Genomic DNA, 17,877 nt, shown 5'->3' with positions numbered 1-17,877 from the left:
TTCTAAGTTTATTAAAGGCTTATACTAATTAAAATTCAACTTCTAGAAATACTCTTTTATATGATTACTAACTTGATAAACCACAAATTTTAGCTTAGAATGTATCAAGTCATTGTATTTGTTGTAAAATAACACAAAATAATATATCGTTAATTATATCAATTAGATGGAGCGTGAAAAATGAAATTTATAAAAAAATATTGGAAGTTAATTTTTCTTATCTCGATGGTTTCATTGATAGCAACAGGCTGTATTCGCTATGATGCATCGGGTAACCCAACTGGACCTATCTATGAATATTTAGGAGTACCAACTGCTAACTTCTTAGACTTTTTAGCAGATATTTTTGGCGGTTCTTATGGGATTGCAATCATGATAGTTACCCTAATCACTCGTTTGTTTATGCTTCCATCGACTTATAAGATGACTAAATCATCAATGGAAAGCTCAGCTAAAATGAAATATGCCCAACCTGAAATTGCAGAAATTCAAGAAGAAATGAAAGGAACAGATAATCCACAAGAAAAAGCTGCTCTGCAACAAGAGTTAATGCAAGTTTACGGAAAATATGACATTAACATGTTATCGAACGTTTCTGGCTGTTTACCATTATTAATTCAAATGCCAATTATTTCAGCTGTTTATACAGCGGTTCGTACATCTGATAAAATTGCAGAGTCCTCTTTCTTAGGTATTCACTTGGGTGGAAAGAGTTTACTATTAGTTGGTTTAGTTGCAGCAACTACCTTCTTATCTAGTTGGTTAATGCAAAAAGGAACAGCTACACCCGTTTCCGATAATCCTCAAGCCAATCAAATGCAACAATCAATGATGTATATGAACCCAATTATGTTAGGTTATTTCACTTATATTTCTAACGCGGGAATCGGACTATATTTCTTCACTGGTTCTCTTTTCACTTTAGCTCAACAATTCTATATGAATCAGGTTGCACGACCAAAAATTCAAAAAGATATTGATGAAAAAGTCAAAAAGTATCAAAATATGCCGCGAGTAAAGCGACAGAAAAAAGCGAGACAAACGAAAAAACAATTAGAAAAAGTAAATGCTGACCGTATTGTGCCGGTTAAAAATCCAAAAGCTAGAAATGCTGGAAAGCAAAGAAAGAATAAATAAATCTACATAAAATGAGCCTCACCACATTATTGTGCTGAGGCTCGTTTTATTTTTCTTCTTTAGCAAGTTCTTTGGCAATCCTTTCACTTTTATAAATTAAGTGTTGGTCCGTTAAAATCGGAAACTCAACATAGAAGATCGATCCTCTTTGATAGACAGACTCCACCCGAATTTTTCCGTGGTAGCCTTCTACTAATTGTTTAGCGATACTTAACCCTAAGCCATTACCACCTTTGGCACGCGCTCGTGCTTTATCCACTCGGTAAAACCTTGAAAAAACACGCTCTTTATCTTCTGCTGTCATTCCTTCTCCAAAATCTTGGACAGCAATTTCAACCTTATTCATGGTTTGACTGACTGAAATATGTATCTCCGGACGATCTGTCGAATATTTCACAGCGTTATCAAGTAATATTACTAAGATCTGTTCAAAGTGATGATGATAAATATTGACATAAACTTTTTTACTTTTCTCATTATCTAAATAAAAATGAAAGTTTGGATATAAAATTTCAAAATTATGGTGGACTAGAGAAGCTGCAGTGGTGATTTCGGTTACTTCGTCTTTGTAATCCACGTCTACATGGTCTGCTCTTGAAAGGTCTAACATTTCTTGGACTAATTCCTTCATTCGTGTAATTTCTTGCAGCGAAGCAGAAATAGATTCATCTAAAACCTGCTGATCTTCCTTACCCCAGCGATTTAGCATCTTTAAATGTCCTTCAACAATCGCTACCGGCGTTCTTAATTCGTGCGAAACATCTTCCACAAACTGTTTTTGACCCTTTACATAAAGCTCAATCTTATCGAGCAGTTTATTAACATGTAAACTTAAATCGCTCCACTCATCATTGGTTCGCGGTCGAACAACACGAACCTGAGAGAGAGTATCTCCTTCTAATAAATCTAAAGTGTTAATAACATAAGTTAAGGGCCTTAAAAAATAATGAGCGATTAAAAAGCCACATAATATTGAAATCAAAGTCGTTATTAGAAAACAACGAATCAAAAAATAATTTAACTTTTGAACATACGCTACTTTTGCCTCAGGTAGAACAATATATTGAACAATGCCTAATAATTCTTGATTAATACGACTCGAAATCCGACTAGAGCCGATTAGATAATTCTTTCCTTTTATATTTTGCCTTTCAAGCTCTTTACTAGATGATCCAATAGGATATTGAAAATGCTGACTTTCATTTAATAACTTTTGTTCGGGACTATATAGGCGAATGATAGTTTGGTCGTTAGAATAGTGATCTATTAAAAACTTAACTTTTGTCTCACTATCTTGTTCATTTTGGTCAAGGAATTGTTGAGCTTGGAAAGGCTGATCTTGGTCGGATAGCCCCTTAATTAAAAATTCAAATTGCATCTGATGACTTTCCTTTGATTGTTCATCGTACATTTGAATCGTTAACTGGCGATAGATTAAAAGTGAAATAAATGACAGCATAATCATTGCTAAGGATAAGAAAATACCCCATTTCCATTTAAGCGAAAGGGGTTGGTCTTTCTTAAAAGTAAAGACAGAAGATGATTTAGTTTCTGATGACATAGCCTGTACCACGAACCGTTTGAATATAAGATTCTTCTCCTGGAATATCGATTTTATTTCTCAAATAACGGATATAAACATCCACCACATTAGTTTCAACCTCGGATTTATAGCCCCATACTTGTTCTAATAAGACATCTCGTGGCATAACCATATTGATATTTTCCATTAAAAAGACTAATAATTCGTATTCTCTTTTAGTTAAATCAATTAACTCACCTTGTCTTTTCACCATACGGCTTGATTTTTCAACCACTAAGTCCCTAAATTTTAGATAAGGTTGATTTTGAGTTCTTGATTCATCTTCAGTCTCGATTCGACGGAAAAGTGCTCTGAGTCTGGCTAATAATTCTTCAATGGCAAATGGTTTAACGATGTAGTCGTCTGCTCCTTGGTCAAGACCTGAAACACGATCAATGACAGAATCTCTAGCCGTCATAATAATAATAGGTACATCTTTAACTGGACGAATACGGCGTACAACTTCCAACCCATTTAATTCAGGTAACATTAGGTCAAGTAAAATAACATCCCACTTTTCTTCTAAGGCCTTTTCCAAACCACTGCGCCCATCATAACAGATAGCTGTTTCATAGCCTTCATGTTGAAGCTCAAGCTCAACAAAGCGAGCTAAGTTCTTCTCATCTTCAACAATTAAGACACGTTGATTTACATTTTTTACCATGCGAACTTCCTCCTATAGACTTAACTTACTAACCAATTAACGTTTATTAAGGTCTTAGACTATTGGTCTACTCTTTCTTCACGCGATTCATCCCAAATGAAATGGTAGCTGCCAACTTTATCCACACGTTCATAAGTATGCGCTCCGAAATAATCACGCTGTGCTTGAATTAAATTAGCTGGAAGTACTTCACTACGATACGAGTCATAATAAGCAATTGCGCTTGAAAATCCAGGAACAGCAACACCCGCTTGAACTGATAAAGAAACAATTTCGCGAACACTTGATTGATACTGATTAGTGATTTGAGTGAAGAAATTATCTAATAAAAGGTTATCTAATTCTCTATTACGATCAAAAGCATCAGAAATATCTTGCAAAAAGCGCGCACGAATAATACACCCTGCACGGAAGACACGGGCAATTTGGCTATAATTTAAATCCCATTGATATTCTTCGGAAGCGCTGCGATATTCTGCAAACCCTTGAGCATAGGACATAATTTTTGAAAAATAAAGTGCCTGACGAATTTTCTCTATCCACTGTTTACGATCCTTTTGGAAGCTAGAAGTATCATGCGAAGGTCCTTGAATAATTTGAGAAGCCTTAACACGTTCTTCTTTTAAAGCAGAGATAAAGCGCGCATAAACCGATTCTGTAATTGTAGGTAAGGGAACGCCTAAGTCTAAAGCTGATTGCGAGGTCCATTTTCCAGTCCCTTTATTACCAGCTTTATCAATAATCATTTCAACCATTGGTCGCTTGCTTTCAGGGTCTTTTTCCTTAAGAATCTTGGCGGTGATCTCGATTAGATAGGAATTTAATTCTCCTTGGTTCCATTCCTCAAAGACTTGAGCAATCTCATCTGCAGACATTCCTAATAATTTATCCATGATTGCATAGGATTCGGCAATTAATTGCATATCACCATACTCAATACCATTATGAACCATTTTAACATAATGACCGGCACCATTTGCTCCCATATAAGCTACACAGGGTTCTTGATCAGCTGGTGCTTTTGCCGCAATTTCTTTTAAGATAGGCTCAACTAATTCATAGGCTTCTTTTGGTCCACCAGGCATTAAGGCAGGACCATGTAAGGCACCTTCTTCCCCACCAGAAACTCCCATCCCAATAAAATGTATGCCAGAGTCAGCTAAAGTTTCTGCTCTTCTCATAGTATCTTTAAAGAAGGTATTCCCTCCATCGATTAAAATATCTCCTTGGTCTAAAAGAGGTAAAAGTGATTGGATTGTAGAATCAGTCGCTTGACCTGCTTTTACCATTAACAAGATACGACGAGGCTTTTCAATTGATTGAACAAAGGATTCCAAGTCATAGCTAGCTACTAAATTTTTATCTTTATTTTCGTTTATGGCTGCTTCTGTTTTAGACTGTGAGCGATTATAAATTGCTACACGATAACCTCTACTTTCAATATTTAACGCTAAATTCTTTCCCATTACAGCCATTCCAACTACACCAATTTGAGCTAATGTCATCTAATTATCTCCTTCACTTTCATGATTATCTCATTCTAACAAACTTTTAACTTGAATTAAAGTTAACTTAATAAAGACAAATTGCATTTTATAGGCGTTTGCGTTACACTATTTTTATCAATGGATAGGAGGTTCCAGCCAATGAAAGCCAACAAAAAAAAGAAAAGTAAATACGATCGACGTATAAAAATCTTTTCGATTATTATGGTGATTACCATGTTAGCTGGTGTCATTTTTAGTCTCGTAATTTCTTTTTTTCATTATAAAGGATAATAGGAATGAAGTGGATTCTGCCACTTCATTTTTTATTGATTCGATTTGGTTTTCCCAAACCATTTTTCCATTCCACCCTTTAGAATAAAGACTTGGTCATATCCATTCTTTCTTAATATATTAGCAGCTCTTGAACTTAAAAAATAATTATCATCCACTAAATAAACAGGAATATCTTTTCGAATTTCACTAAAACGCATTTTAAATTGCGACATTGGAATACTTCTAGCTCCTAAAATATGACGTGCATCAAATTCTCCCGCTTCACGAACATCCACCACTTGGACTTTGCGAATAATTTCATTTAATTCTCCACTAGCGACCAATTGGGCTGATCGTTTGCGCATTATCCAAAGGCTTACCCAGAAAATACCATAAACTAAAAGAACAGTTACAATTATCCACAAAAACAGTTCAAATATACTCATCATTATTTCCTACTTTCTTTTACTAAAATTAAATAAGCTGCTCCTAAAATTCCGGCGTCATTGCCTAATTCAGCTAAGCTTATTTGTGTTTGATCTTTGATAGGTTGAAAAACAAATTTTTGATATTGTTTTTCAATGGATTCCTTAAGGGAGTCTCCAGCCTTGGAGATACCCCCTCCGATAACAATCTGTTGCGGATTGAGAATGTTTGCTAAGTATGAACAAGCTAAGCCTATGTATTTTGAAAAGTTTTCAAAAATTTCCAGAGCAAAGTCATCATTAGCTTTTACTGCTACCATTAAATCCTCAGCTTCAACCACTTGGCTAGCTTGGAACATTTGGTACAAAGAAGATTGGCCTTGATAATCTTTAGCAAGAAGTTGACCCAAGTTATTGAGACCTTTGGCTGAAGCAATCGCTTCTAAGCATCCCTTTTTACCACATGAACAAGGAAAACGATCGGTAAAGTCCACTGTTATATGGCCAATTTCTCCCGCTGAACCCGAAGCTCCTTTAATCAAACGATTTTGGCAGATAATTCCTCCTCCAACTCCTGTTCCTAAAGTTAACATTGCTAAATCACTGCAACCCTTGCCTGCTCCTTGCCAGAGTTCACCAAGAGCAGCTGAATTAGCATCATTAATGATCATAAAGGGAAGGTTGATTGCTCTTTCAAATTGGCTTTTAACGGGATGAGGGTGTACCCAATTTAAATTATAGGCTCCCTTAACTGAACCATCTTCTAAAATAGTGCCCGGACTACCCATTCCAATGCCTAGGTAATCTTCTGCTACTTCTTGTCTTTCTTCTAATTTGTTTTGAATAGATTCGATAATCGAAGGAACAATTTTTTGACCTTTATTTTGAGTCATGGTTGGTATTGACCATTTTTCAATAATTTGACCTTTTTGTGAAATAATGGCCATTTTAACACTCGTTCCACCCAAATCGATGCCGATAATCTTTTTCATATACAGCCTCCTAGCGATAGTTAAAAATTTTACCCATAATTAAGAGAGCAGTCAAAATAAATATTCCCCAAAAAACCCCTGATCTTATCTTCTTATCAACACTGGCATGCAATCGGTGACCTAGACCTAAGACTAAGGTCGTCATACCACCGTATACCGCTCCACCAAAATGTCCCCACTGATCAATCCCTTGAGAAGAAAAACCAGTAATGACATTCAAAATAATTAACAGTGAAAAATTAATGGCTCTTTGCCTTAAAACAATCATATTGGGATACATTTTCGCTAAGACAATATAAGCTAGAAACAAGCCGAAAATACCTGTCGAAGCACCTGCTGAAACATTGTCATTAAAGGCAAAAGAAAATACATTGCCCCCAAAACTAGCAAGTAAATAAATTATTAAAAAGCGTCCGTGTCCAAGAATTTTTTCTAAGTCTTGCCCTATAAAATAAAGAGAAAGGTTATTAAAAAGCAAGTGTTCAAAACCAATATGTATAAAGCTTGGTGTAATTAATCGCCACCATTCTCCACCATAAAGAATTAATTCATTGGACTTCGCTCCCGTTTTTATTAAAGCCTCTAAGGATGTTGTTGTTTGAAATCTTATTAACATATAAATGAAGACCATTAAGTTGATCGCTACTAAGGAATAAGTAACGAAGGGTAAGGCTAAAATACGTCTCTTTTTCATATTTGAAACTCCTTTAATAATTTGAAGTCCATTATACACTAAGTAGCTATTTTTTCCTATTGAGCCTAATTCAGTTAAAAATAAAAAGTCTAGGTCATTAATGGCCCAGACTTTCATAAAAATTATTTTTTAACTTCACGGTGTAATGTTACCTTACGATCTCTTGGGCAGTACTTTTTAACTTCCAGACGATCAGGATTGTTACGTTTGTTTTTATTAGTTAAGTAATTACGTTCACCGCATTCAGTACATTCTAAATTGATGTTTACGCGCATGATTTTCCCTCCAAACTAAAAAATATTTACTCTTCCAAGAACAGCACTATAAGATTATACCATTGTTTCTAAAATTTAGCTATGGTTTTTTATTGATAATAATAAGCTCCATGAGTTAACTGGCTAGCAATTTCATGAATGGTCATATCAGAGTTCAATTGATATTCGCCTGTTTGAATTAATGAAGATAATTGCCATTGTTCGATAAGGTTTTGAAACTCTTGAGCGGAGGTAATATATCCTTCTGTTTCTAATCGCTGAGAAATCTGACTAGCATTCTCTCCTTGACGAATTACAAAGGCTCCTTCAGCAGAAGCTTGGTTATTATCTTCACTTGCAGTTTCATCATTAGAATCTATGGATTCATCTTGTTCTTCAGTATTATCACTCTCATCTCTCAGTGACTCTAAATAATCAATTGATTCTCTTTGTTTAGCAACCTTTTCTGTTAAGGATTCGTTATCGGTGGTCACTTTTTCTAATTGTTTTTTTAAGTTTTCATTATCGCCTGTTAGTTTTTCTAAACTGGCTTCACTTTCTTTAACCTTGTCTTTTAATTGCCTGGTTTCTTGCCCATCAAGTAAGCTAGGTAAGGTCACTCCCTCGATTGGCACATACCCTTGAACAAAGGTAGCATAAACAGCCGTTAGTAAACTGGCAATTAGAAGCCCCACCCCTAATGATCTTAATTTTTCTTTTTTCATATTAAACCTCCTAACTAGCGGTTTTCAATATATTCATCGATCACGTATTGAATGGTTACGAGCTCTTCATCAACCTCATCTTCAATTTCTTTTAAGGTATAACCTTGTGAATAGTAACGAATGATGTCTTCGCGATTGCGATCATTGACATCATAATTGACACGCGGTTGAACCACTTCTTCTGCAACTTCAAGAGCTTCATGCTCTTCAACTGCTTCAATTGCTTCAAATTCTTCAGCATCTTCTTTGGGTGCAAAATAAACATCTTGAGCTGTTAAAGGCTGCATAAATTCTTCCTCAACACTTTCAATGGAAGTATCTTCCACCTTGAGTTGATTAATCGAATGTTGTAACTGTCTGATTTTTTCTGCGTGATCTTCAAGCTTTTTATTTAAGCTTGCATTACCTGTAGAGTCTTTGGTAAACAAAGACATCACCAAGACAATAATTGCCAGCACCAATAGAGCCAGTACTAAAATCCAAATATCCATTATTTCACCTCATCTATTTTTTCTCAGTTTAGCAAACCTTTGTGAAGATTTAAATAAATCTTTCTGAAAATTTAACCCTAATTAAGGCGAAGTTAAATTTTTCTTATTCTTATAATCAATAATAGTCTCTCTAGTGGCTGATTTCAATTCAAAGTAAGCATTATACACGTCCCGTGCTATTCGAGTGGCTTCACCACCGTATGAAGACTGGTTAAGGTAAGGGACAATCACGCTAATAGCTATCTCAGGATCATCAAAGGGTGCATAACCAATGTAAGTACCATTTATAACAGGATCATTTTTTGCATATTGAATAGGTCCTGCATAGAAGGCTTCTGTCGTTCCCGTTTTCGACCCTACTTGAAAAGGATAATCCTGCAAATAAAATGAAGCAGTTCCTTCTTGGGTATGGGAAACCATTCGCATTCCTTCTTGAATTCTTTGCATTTGGGCAGGTTCATTTTGAATGACATTCATTAACTTTGGTGGAATAGTGGTAACAATCCCACCTAATTGACCGTTTTTATCAGTTCCGCGAACTTCTTTAACCAATCTAGGTGAATAACGTTTGCCGTTATTAGCTATTGTAGAGACATATTGAGCCATCTGTAACGGTGTGTATAAGTCGAATTGACCATACGATAAATCAAGTGCTGAAACTAACATATTACTAGCAGGTGTATATCCCGTTGATTCATTGGGGAGGTCGATACCAGTCTTAGTTCCCAAGCCAAATTCAGCAAAGTTCCTTCTCAAAATATCGATGGTCCGAGGATTAATATTCAATCGTCCCTCTTCTTCATAATTGTATTGCCCACCGATACGCATGGCTAACTTAATCATGTAAATGTTTGAAGAACGTTGCAATGCAATCATATCATCAATAGGAATTTGCCCTGTTCGATTGAATAGGGATGTTTTCTCTTGAGAAGCTTGGAATTTTAATGGTTCATCAACAATTACATTATCTGTTAAAGAAATAACGCCTTCTTTATAACCCATTGAGATCATGGCAGGCTTGACACTAGACCCCATACCGTAGGATGTGTTAATGGCTCCTAAAGCGTCATCAACAATTTGCTCACGATTATAGGTATCATTTTTTTTATCATAAGCATATCTCTTACCGGAAATACCTAATACTTCACCATTTTTTGGATTTAAGGCTACCACATAAACTCGATCATTTAATCCCTGTTCGGCTCCCATATTAACTAAACTGCTTTCAACAATCTCATCTAACTTAGCTTGAAAATCTGTATTGATAGTTAATACCAGATTGTTTCCTTTTGAACCTTCGTAGACTTTATCATTTTTTAGAATATCATCTTTAGCATCTGTCACAATATTAAAAACTGATTTAGAACCTTTTAAAATCGATTCATATTGCTTTTCTAAATAAGAAATTCCGATTCGATCATTCATAGCATAACCTTTAAGCAATAATTCCTTAGCGTCTTCTCTTGGAATACCGCGCTCTTCAGTCGAAACTTGTCCTAGGATAGAACGGAGCATATCCTTTTTAGGATAAACTCTTTGCCAATCAGTCCCAATTTGAATGCCGGGTAAGTTTCTTAAGTTTTCACTCACCCTAGCTATTTCTTCTTGGGTAACATTTTTATTTTTTATCGTAACGGTCGATAACTCGTAAGCAGCTGCCATACGTTTATAGATGGCAATAATTTTTAATTCGGCTTCCGAAAATTCTAAATCTTCGTCTTCAACTTTGGCTAATTGGGCTTCATAAGCCTGACTGCCTGATAAAAGCAGTTCCTCATCATTTAAACGTTTACGAATTTCGTCGATATTATTTACGATAAAATAATCTTTCTTATCTCTTTCGGTAACTCCTTGAGTTGGTAATTCAATTAAAGAGGCTAACTGAGTAGCAATTTTAATAAGATCTCCATTATCTACCCTCGAGGCACGATCTCTGGTAAAGAGAATAGCTCGTTCCGGTTGATTACCGACAATCACATCACCTTGGCTATCATAGATCATTCCACGAGGCACAGCCCCCGTTGAAATGGTTGATTCGGTTCGTTGAACCATTTTAGTAAGACTTTCTCCTTTATATAGTTGCAAATAGCCCAGACGAATAAAAAGGGCTGTAAAAGCTAAAAAGGCTGTAAAAAACAAAAGATTTAATCGCCTAGGTATATGTGAACGCTTCTTTTTTTTATTTTTATTTAATTTTTTAGGCATCTTCATCATACTTTCTGTAATCTATTTCTAAAGTCTAAGTTATTATAGCAAACTATACCTCAAGTTGAAACTTTATCCGTTAAGTCATAAATTAACATTTATTATTTTGTGATTTTATCACTATTTTTTGCTAAGATAGATAAGCAATGTTTCAAGAAAAAGGAGTTTTTTCGTGAAAATTAAAAGTAGAAAATATTTTATTTTAGTGAATATATTTATTAGCTTCTTAATAGCAAGTATGTTAGCCTATTTGATGAAATTTATTCCCATAGGAGATCAACAAGAACGTACCCTGCTCACCGTTGATTTAAGCCAGCAATACATCGATTTTTTCAGTTTGTATCAACGAGCACTCACAGAAAATCCTAGACTCTTCCTTTATTCTTTTGAAAAAGGAATTGGTGGTGAGATGATTGGCTTATGGGCGTATTATTTAATGAGTCCCTTTAATCTGATTTTACTATTTTTTAAAACTGAAAATTTAGATTTCGCCATTCTATTTTTAACCCTCATAAAACTGCTAGCCATTTCGGCCAGTTTTTATTATTTTGTTGAAAAAAAATACACCATCCAGCCAGTCATGAATATAGCTTTTAGTCAAGCCTATACCTTCATGTCTTATACCATGGCCTATCAACTGAATATCATGTGGTTAGATGGATTATTCTGGTTACCACTAATTGCACTAGGTCTAGATTATCTACTCAAAGAGAACAAACCGCTTCTTTATGTTTTTAGTTTAGCGATTGCAATGATCAGTCATTATTACATAGCTTATATGATTTCGATCTTTTTAATGGGTTATAGTCTTTTTGTCATTTTCGAAGATGAGAAACACCTTTCAATCAAAAAAGTTTTTTCGCAATACTTTTCTTTTATAAAATATTCACTGCTTTCAACCGGATTGTCAGGACTCTTTTTACTCCCTACTTTTATTTCAACTCTGAGCAGCAAAAATGCTCATAAGAAAGGATCCTTCGATTTTATTTTTGATTGTTCAAGTGAACACTCCTTGATGGATTTACTGGCCAAAAACTTTATCGGTGCTTTTAATTTTAATCAGTTATCCAACGGTTCAGCCAATTTTTATGTGGGCATGACTGTGGTAGTTCTTCTTATCTTATACTTTCTCTCAGCTAAGATAAGAATGAAAGAAAAACTAATCAGCTTTATGTTATTAGTCTTTTACTTTGCCTCCTTTACTTTCACTAATTTAGATAAGGCATGGCACCTTGGTCAATTTCCGATTTGGTATCCTTCTCGTTTTTCATTCTTAGTTTCATTCTTTTTATTAATTTTAGCGATTCGCTCTTATAAATACGTTCATAAGATCAGACTCTATCAAATACTCACCATAGTTTTTTCTTTAACAGTCTTTTGTTTATTTTATTTTTTGAATGATAATTATAGCTTTTTAAGTGATGCAAAAATCTTTTATAGCCTCATCTTCATGCTCTTAATTAGTTTTATTTTCTATCTTAATCGCAAGCCCAATAAGGGTTTGCTTTTCCTAATACTCCTTCTAACATGTGGAGATATGACTCTAAACGGTTACTTCATTTTGTCATCTAATGATCATTATGTGCAACCTTCTCGATTTAAAGATTATATTGCCTTATTGGATGAGATGATTGCCCCTGTTCAACCTAAAGAAAATGAATTCTATCGCATCCATAAGACCTTTAATCGAACAAAAAATGAATCCTTTTTCGCTAATTATCCTAGCGTCAATCATTTTGGATCAACCTTAGAGGCTTCTACTAGCCAACTGTATGGTTATTTGGGAATTCCACACACTAGTAATTCTATTTATTACACCAGTGGGACCCTGTTTACCGATGATTTTTTGAATATTCGCTACCTCATCGATATCACCTCCAATACAAATATGTATGCCACGGTTGAAAGTTACGCTTTATATCGAGAAGTCAGCGATTTTGATATTCGAGCGCATCAAAAACTCAAAAAAGAAAAGCGCTATGTCTACTATAAAAATCCGAATGTTTTGGGACTAGGAATGGAAGTATCTCCTGTGGTTATAAAAGCTAAGTTTAAAAAATATAAGCCCATTGAAAATCAAGAAATCTTATTAGACTTGCTGAACTTTGACGGTGAAAAGCTACAATTCTTTGAACAAAAAAAATTCAAAAAAATTGATTATCTAAATCTGAATGTGACCAATAAAGGAGATGGGGACTTCTATACCTATAAAAAAGAAAATCCCAAAAGGGATGCTTCTTTTGCCCTATCCTTTGATACTGAATCAAACAATCCCTTTTATTTTACTTTTCCCAATCATTTTTCTAACAACAGAGTTGAACTTATACTAGATAGTAAGCCTTATGAGTTTTATTCGCCTACTAACAGCCGCCAAATTATGGATGCGGCTTTTAAAAAATCAGGTAAAGAACATTCACTTAGAGTTAAGTTAAAGAAAAACACTTTTAAAGCCAACCTTATAAATCTCTATGAATTCAACCTTAAAAACTATCAGCAGTTAATCACAAAAAGAAAAAACAAGTCTCTAAAAATTACTTCTTTTGAAGAAAATACTTTGGAAGGCCAAATTAATATTGAGCAAGAAGAAGGATATTTGCTGATGACATTGCCTTATGATCCTTATTGGCATGTTAAAGTGGACAATCAGTCTGTAGAAGCCCTTCCAGTTTTAAATGATACTTTAATGGCTATTCCAATGACCAAAGGTAAACATACAATTAAGATGACTTATTTCCCCGACTCTATCTATTATGGTGGCTTGGTTAGCTTTCTAGCTATTGCTTTATTAATAGTAGATCAAAACAAATTTCGCCATAAAAATAAATAATTCATGTTATAATAAATATAGGCGTCCAACTTGCATAATGCTGAATAGTTGGATAAGATAGCTCTATTAAATTATAGAATAAAGGATGTTTTATTTGAAAAAATTATTTTTTATCCTTAAAAATGGCTTGAATAATCCACGCTTTTATATCGAGAGCCTCAATGTCAAATGGAAGCAAGTATTAGTCCTTCCTTTAATTATCACCATTTTAATGGCTTTGAATTTTGGAAAAGCCCTTTTTCCAACACTGCGATCCATTCAAACAGATATTAATGAAAGCATTAATTATCTACCTGATTTCCACATTAATGCGGGTGAACTCCAGCTTAATGAAGGCGAGAAAGCTCTATATTATGAATCACGACAATTTCAATTAATTATAGACGATCAGTTGACCAATCTTTCTGAAGGAGAAGGTTTAATTTTAAAGTCAGTAGATAATAGAGACCCTCAATTGACGAGCACCTTCAACTTGTTACTAGTTAAAAACCAAATACTGGTCTATACACCCGAAAATGGTCAGGTTTTTGCCTTTAATCATGATATGGTCACTAATAAAGAAAATCTAGCGGCCGTTTTGACTTATGCTAGTCAATTTAGTTTAACTCAACTCTTCTTTACTATAATAATGACTTGGATAGCCGCGGTCTTCGCTCACTTTTATTTTCTAGTTATTACCTCTTTATTAACCGGTATCTTGAACATGCGTTTAAACTTTCCTTTACCTTTTATGGTGCGAATGAAGTTAGTTATGGTTTGTTCTTTTGTGCCAATCTTAATGATAGAAATCATTAAATTATTATGGTCAGGCTTTTATGTTCCTTTCTATCTCTTTGTGGGCCTAACACTCTTTATTATCTACCATACTTTTAAACAACATACTCTCTTCATGCATCAATTGTTATCTCATATGGATATCAACATTATCAAAGAAGAAGATATTAAAACAGATGAAGACAAAAAGGACTCCTAATTCAGGAGTCCCTTAATTTGTCTTATTTTTTCGTTCTTGTCTAGCTCTCAATTTATTTTTACGTCGGCCAACTGAGCGTTTATGCTCTTTTATTTCTTGCTTCAGTTTATTTTTATAGCCCGGCTTGACTTTAGTCTTCTTAGCGCGATTAATTAATTGTTTTACCTTAGGATCTTGTGTTTTTTCTTGTGTATTTTTGCGAACGGAGCGTCGACTCCGATGATCAACTTCTTTTAACTCACCCTTACTATATTTGACTTCAGTAAATTTAATACCCTTGGCTTCTAAGCTCTCAATAGCCGCTTCATCGTCAGGCCCCATAAAGGTATAGGCTGTGCCGGTTAAGTCATTTCGCGCTGTTCGACCGACACGATGGACAAAAAATTCTAAGTCCTTTGGCAATTCGGTATTAATAACGTGCGAAATACCTGGAATATCAATTCCTCTGGCCGCAAGATCAGAAGCCACCACATATTGAAACTCTAGATTTCGAATTTGTTTCATTAAACGATTTCTTTCTCTTGGTTGCATGCCACCATGAATGGTGGCTATCTTTAAGCCCTTGCTTTTTAAAAATTCACTTAAGTCATCGGCATAATTTCTAGTATTACAAAAAACAATTGCTAAATAGGGCTGACCCATTGTTAATAGATTATAGACCATTTCCTCTCGTTTGATCCCTTTGATATCAATTAAGTAATTTTCCACTTGGTCAGTTAGCACTTGCTTCGGTTTAATCGTAATCTCTTTGGGTCCAGTCATGTATTTATTTAAGAACACTGCTACCTGCTGAGGAATCGTAGCAGAAAAAACCATCATTTGCAGATTCTCTGCCATTCTAGAAGCAATTTCATCGACAATTGATAAAAAACCCAAATCAAAAGTCATATCCGCTTCGTCCACAACCATCGTCTTAGCTGTTTGTACCCATAAAGCATTGGCTTGCATCAGATCAAAAATTCGCCCTGGCGTTCCAATTACTAGATGCGGTTGTTGGTTGGCTAATTTATCTATCTGTCTTTCCTTATCCGTTCCACCTATAAAACGTGAAATTCTGATACTCTCACTTTGATCACCTACTAATTCCGTCGCAAATTCATAAATTTGATTGGCTAATTCACGACTAGGAGCTGTAATAACTGCTTGAACTTTTTGATCGCTAGGATCTAATTGCTCCAATAACGGAATAAGAAAGGCATGTGTTTTTCCTGACCCAGTTTGAGACTTTACAATAAGGCTCTCGCCTTTTAAGGCAAGAGGGATCACTTCTTCTTGCACCGGGGTCAACTTTTTAAATGATATTCTATCCAGTGCTTGCTTAATAAATGCTTTTATATTTAATTCATTAAAATTCATATATTTCTCCTCTATATATTCTTTTGCTTATAATAACGTCATTCGTAAAAAAGTATACCATAAAGCTATCTGATAAAATATGACGGATTCTTAATCTTGAATCCAAGATCTAATTTGATATAATAAAAACTATGTAAAAATGGAGGCATCATAAAGATGAAAGAATATCGCTTAATTATGACTATTTTTGGGGCTAGTGGTGACTTAGCCCACCGTAAATTATACCCTGCCCTTTATCAATTATATAATAAAGGCTTTTTAGCTGACCATTTTGCAATAATTGGGACCGCTAGACGAGCATGGGACGATGAATTCTTTCGTCAAGTGGTTAAAGAAAGTCTTTCACAAGCTAAACAAGCGAATGAGAACATTGAAGATTTTCTCTCGCATTTTTATTATCAAGCTAATGATGTAAAGGAAAGTCGACAGTATAACCAACTTAAAAAGCTATCTCTTTCTCTCTCAGAAAAATATCAAACTCAAGGAAATCAGATTTTTTATATTTCTTTATCTCCTAAGTTATTCCCAGTTATTACCAGTCAGTTAAAAAATCAAGGCTTACTCACTGACCAGGGATATAATCGACTAATTATTGAAAAACCTTTTGGATATGATGAAAAAACAGCTGAAGAATTACAGACTCAGTTAACTCAGTCCTTTGATGAAAATCAAATTTATCGAATTGATCATTATCTAGGTAAGAGTATTGTCAATCAAATTCTACCCATTCGGATGAACAACTTTCTCAGCCAATTCCTATGGGATCCAGCCAATATCGACCACATTCAAATCACTTTAGATGAAGAAATTGGAGTCGAAGATCGTGGAGCCTATTATGAAACTAGTGGGGTCAGTCGCGATATGATCCAAAATCATGCCCTGCAATTATTAACCTTGATCACTATGGACCTACCTGCTAATAGGAGTAATGAGGCTTTAAGGCAGAAAAAAATTGATCGATTGAAACAATTGAAACACTATGCTGACTTAGAAGTTTTAAAAAAACATGTGGTACGTGGGCAATACATACAAAGTGAAGACCAAAGTCACGTAGCTTACCGTCAAGAAAAAGACGTTGCCAGTGACTCGACAACCGAAACCTATATGGCTTTAAAAATAGCCATTGAGCAAGATAAATGGGCAAACACCCCCATCTATTTGCGCTCAGGTAAGCATCTTAATAATAAACAGACCGATATTAAAATAATCTATAAGAAGCAAGCTGAAAATGTTCCAGCTAACTATTTACAAATTGAATTAGCTCCTCATGCTGGCATTCGTTTGTGCTTATCCCAGTCTGATTCTACCCATCGTAACGAAATTAAAGAGCTCAATTTATGCTATCATCTTCCACGAGAACTTACCAAGGTTATACCAGGTGACTACGAAAAATTACTTTTTGACTGTATGAACGGCGACCTGAGTAATTTCGCTCACTACCTAGAAGTCAAGTATGCTTGGCAATTTATCGATTCCATTCATGCTCTATGGCAAGAAGAAAAAGATCCCGATTTGGCTTTCTACCCTGCCCAGTCTAACGGACCAGAAGCAGGTGACTATCTGATCGAAAAGGACAATCGCTCATGGTTTAATGAATAACAAAACAAAATAAAGATCCTTTCACTTTAACCTGTACTAGGCACTGCCCCCAAATAGTGAGGCAAACATAAAAACACCTCCGTTGAATTCGTGTGAAATGAATTTAATGGAGGTGTTTGATTAGGGTTAATCACCTAGCTTACTCTGCAGAAACAAAATCGAAATGTATTGAAATGAAAAATGAAGGCCGGAC

Annotated in this window: 16 protein-coding genes; 5 read left to right on the top strand and 11 right to left on the bottom strand. The window is 35.0% G+C overall.

Translation table 11 applies throughout. From position 1 onward, the window contains the following. Positions 1–180: 180 nt before the first annotated feature. A complete protein-coding gene (gene yidC / locus ACQV2S_RS01820) occupies positions 181–1,137 on the top strand; it encodes a membrane protein insertase YidC (protein ID WP_428873780.1) in 957 nt (318 codons plus the stop codon). Between the two features lie 46 nt (positions 1,138–1,183). On the opposite strand, the gene ACQV2S_RS01815 is transcribed toward yidC, so the two are convergent. The 3 genes from ACQV2S_RS01815 to gndA are packed head-to-tail and all read right to left on the bottom strand — an operon-like array spanning position 1,184 to position 4,888. Next, a complete protein-coding gene (locus ACQV2S_RS01815; protein WP_428873781.1) occupies positions 1,184–2,698 on the bottom strand; it encodes an ATP-binding protein in 1,515 nt (504 codons plus the stop codon). Next, a complete protein-coding gene (locus ACQV2S_RS01810) occupies positions 2,682–3,383 on the bottom strand; it encodes a response regulator transcription factor (RefSeq protein WP_428873782.1) in 702 nt (233 codons plus the stop codon). Before ACQV2S_RS01810 ends, ACQV2S_RS01815 begins: the two co-directional genes overlap by 17 nt. 59 nt (positions 3,384–3,442) lie before the next feature. Continuing rightward, positions 3,443–4,888: an NADP-dependent phosphogluconate dehydrogenase gene (gene gndA / locus ACQV2S_RS01805; protein ID WP_428874692.1), complete on the bottom strand. Its 1,446-nt coding sequence runs from the start codon at positions 4,886–4,888 to the stop codon at positions 3,443–3,445. Positions 4,889–5,029: 141 nt separating this feature from the next. Between gndA and ACQV2S_RS01800 the strand changes: the two genes are divergently transcribed. Then, positions 5,030–5,161 carry a hypothetical protein gene (locus tag ACQV2S_RS01800; protein WP_428873784.1) on the top strand — a complete coding sequence of 44 codons (132 nt, stop codon included), beginning with the start codon at positions 5,030–5,032 and terminating at the stop codon, positions 5,159–5,161. A 32-nt stretch (positions 5,162–5,193) separates the two neighbouring features. Here the strand turns inward: ACQV2S_RS01800 and ACQV2S_RS01795 are convergent, their stop codons facing one another. The 7 genes from ACQV2S_RS01795 to ACQV2S_RS01765 form a co-directional block, all read right to left on the bottom strand. Beyond that, positions 5,194–5,592 (bottom strand): rhodanese-like domain-containing protein, encoded by a 399-nt coding sequence (locus ACQV2S_RS01795; protein WP_428873785.1) that lies wholly within the window; start codon positions 5,590–5,592, stop codon positions 5,194–5,196. Then, positions 5,592–6,560, bottom strand: a complete 969-nt coding sequence (locus ACQV2S_RS01790; protein ID WP_428874691.1) for an ROK family glucokinase — start codon at positions 6,558–6,560, stop codon at positions 5,592–5,594. The genes ACQV2S_RS01795 and ACQV2S_RS01790 overlap by 1 nt, the downstream gene beginning before the upstream one ends. Positions 6,561–6,570: 10 nt before the next feature. Next, on the bottom strand, positions 6,571–7,254 hold the full coding sequence (locus ACQV2S_RS01785) for a rhomboid family intramembrane serine protease (RefSeq protein ID WP_428875812.1): 684 nt from the start codon (positions 7,252–7,254) through the stop codon (positions 6,571–6,573). Between the two features lie 122 nt (positions 7,255–7,376). Then, positions 7,377–7,529 (bottom strand): 50S ribosomal protein L33, encoded by a 153-nt coding sequence (rpmG, locus tag ACQV2S_RS01780; protein WP_090290502.1) that lies wholly within the window; start codon positions 7,527–7,529, stop codon positions 7,377–7,379. A gap of 89 nt (positions 7,530–7,618) precedes the next feature. Further along, positions 7,619–8,233, bottom strand: coding sequence for an endolytic transglycosylase MltG (locus ACQV2S_RS01775; RefSeq protein ID WP_428873788.1), 615 nt, complete (start codon positions 8,231–8,233; stop codon positions 7,619–7,621). Between the two features lie 14 nt (positions 8,234–8,247). After that, positions 8,248–8,724: a terminase gpP N-terminus-related DNA-binding protein gene (locus ACQV2S_RS01770; protein ID WP_428873789.1), complete on the bottom strand. Its 477-nt coding sequence runs from the start codon at positions 8,722–8,724 to the stop codon at positions 8,248–8,250. Positions 8,725–8,805: 81 nt separating this feature from the next. Further along, entirely contained in the window at positions 8,806–10,929 is a 2,124-nt protein-coding gene (locus ACQV2S_RS01765; RefSeq protein ID WP_428881721.1) for a peptidoglycan D,D-transpeptidase FtsI family protein, read from the bottom strand. 172 nt (positions 10,930–11,101) lie between these two features. On the opposite strand from ACQV2S_RS01765, the gene ACQV2S_RS01760 reads away from it, so the two are divergent. Next, a complete protein-coding gene (locus ACQV2S_RS01760; protein WP_428875811.1) occupies positions 11,102–13,756 on the top strand; it encodes a YfhO family protein in 2,655 nt (884 codons plus the stop codon). 94 nt (positions 13,757–13,850) lie between these two features. Next, positions 13,851–14,729: a DUF1189 family protein gene (locus ACQV2S_RS01755; protein ID WP_428873792.1), complete on the top strand. Its 879-nt coding sequence runs from the start codon at positions 13,851–13,853 to the stop codon at positions 14,727–14,729. Between the two features lie 12 nt (positions 14,730–14,741). Here the strand turns inward: ACQV2S_RS01755 and ACQV2S_RS01750 are convergent, their stop codons facing one another. Next, complete coding sequence (locus tag ACQV2S_RS01750; RefSeq protein ID WP_428873793.1) at positions 14,742–16,085, bottom strand: DEAD/DEAH box helicase; 1,344 nt, start codon at positions 16,083–16,085, stop codon at positions 14,742–14,744. A gap of 156 nt (positions 16,086–16,241) precedes the next feature. On the opposite strand from ACQV2S_RS01750, the gene zwf reads away from it, so the two are divergent. Next, positions 16,242–17,684 (top strand): glucose-6-phosphate dehydrogenase, encoded by a 1,443-nt coding sequence (gene zwf, locus ACQV2S_RS01745; RefSeq protein WP_428874687.1) that lies wholly within the window; start codon positions 16,242–16,244, stop codon positions 17,682–17,684. The last annotated feature ends 193 nt before the right edge of the window (positions 17,685–17,877 follow it).

This window comes from Facklamia sp. P13064, from assembly GCF_050409425.1.
Lineage (GTDB): Bacteria > Bacillota > Bacilli > Lactobacillales > Aerococcaceae > Facklamia.
The sequence above is the reverse complement of the archived record's forward strand: the minus strand, read 5'-3'. Positions and strand labels throughout refer to the sequence as shown.

Excerpts from the sequence above, each read along its gene's own strand:
- yidC (WP_428873780.1), top strand. The coding sequence starts at position 181 with ATGAAATTTATAAAAAAATATTGGAAGTTAATTTTTCTTATCTCGATG.
- ACQV2S_RS01815 (WP_428873781.1), bottom strand. The coding sequence starts at position 2,698 with ATGTCATCAGAAACTAAATCATCTTCTGTCTTTACTTTTAAGAAAGAC.
- ACQV2S_RS01810 (WP_428873782.1), bottom strand. The coding sequence starts at position 3,383 with ATGGTAAAAAATGTAAATCAACGTGTCTTAATTGTTGAAGATGAGAAG.
- gndA (WP_428874692.1), bottom strand. The coding sequence starts at position 4,888 with ATGACATTAGCTCAAATTGGTGTAGTTGGAATGGCTGTAATGGGAAAG.
- ACQV2S_RS01800 (WP_428873784.1), top strand. The coding sequence starts at position 5,030 with ATGAAAGCCAACAAAAAAAAGAAAAGTAAATACGATCGACGTATAAAA.
- ACQV2S_RS01795 (WP_428873785.1), bottom strand. The coding sequence starts at position 5,592 with ATGATGAGTATATTTGAACTGTTTTTGTGGATAATTGTAACTGTTCTT.
- ACQV2S_RS01790 (WP_428874691.1), bottom strand. The coding sequence starts at position 6,560 with ATGAAAAAGATTATCGGCATCGATTTGGGTGGAACGAGTGTTAAAATG.
- ACQV2S_RS01785 (WP_428875812.1), bottom strand. The coding sequence starts at position 7,254 with ATGAAAAAGAGACGTATTTTAGCCTTACCCTTCGTTACTTATTCCTTA.
- rpmG (WP_090290502.1), bottom strand. The coding sequence starts at position 7,529 with ATGCGCGTAAACATCAATTTAGAATGTACTGAATGCGGTGAACGTAAT.
- ACQV2S_RS01775 (WP_428873788.1), bottom strand. The coding sequence starts at position 8,233 with ATGAAAAAAGAAAAATTAAGATCATTAGGGGTGGGGCTTCTAATTGCC.
- ACQV2S_RS01770 (WP_428873789.1), bottom strand. The coding sequence starts at position 8,724 with ATGGATATTTGGATTTTAGTACTGGCTCTATTGGTGCTGGCAATTATT.
- ACQV2S_RS01765 (WP_428881721.1), bottom strand. The coding sequence starts at position 10,929 with ATGCCTAAAAAATTAAATAAAAATAAAAAAAAGAAGCGTTCACATATA.
- ACQV2S_RS01750 (WP_428873793.1), bottom strand. The coding sequence starts at position 16,085 with ATGAATTTTAATGAATTAAATATAAAAGCATTTATTAAGCAAGCACTG.
- zwf (WP_428874687.1), top strand. The coding sequence starts at position 16,242 with ATGAAAGAATATCGCTTAATTATGACTATTTTTGGGGCTAGTGGTGAC.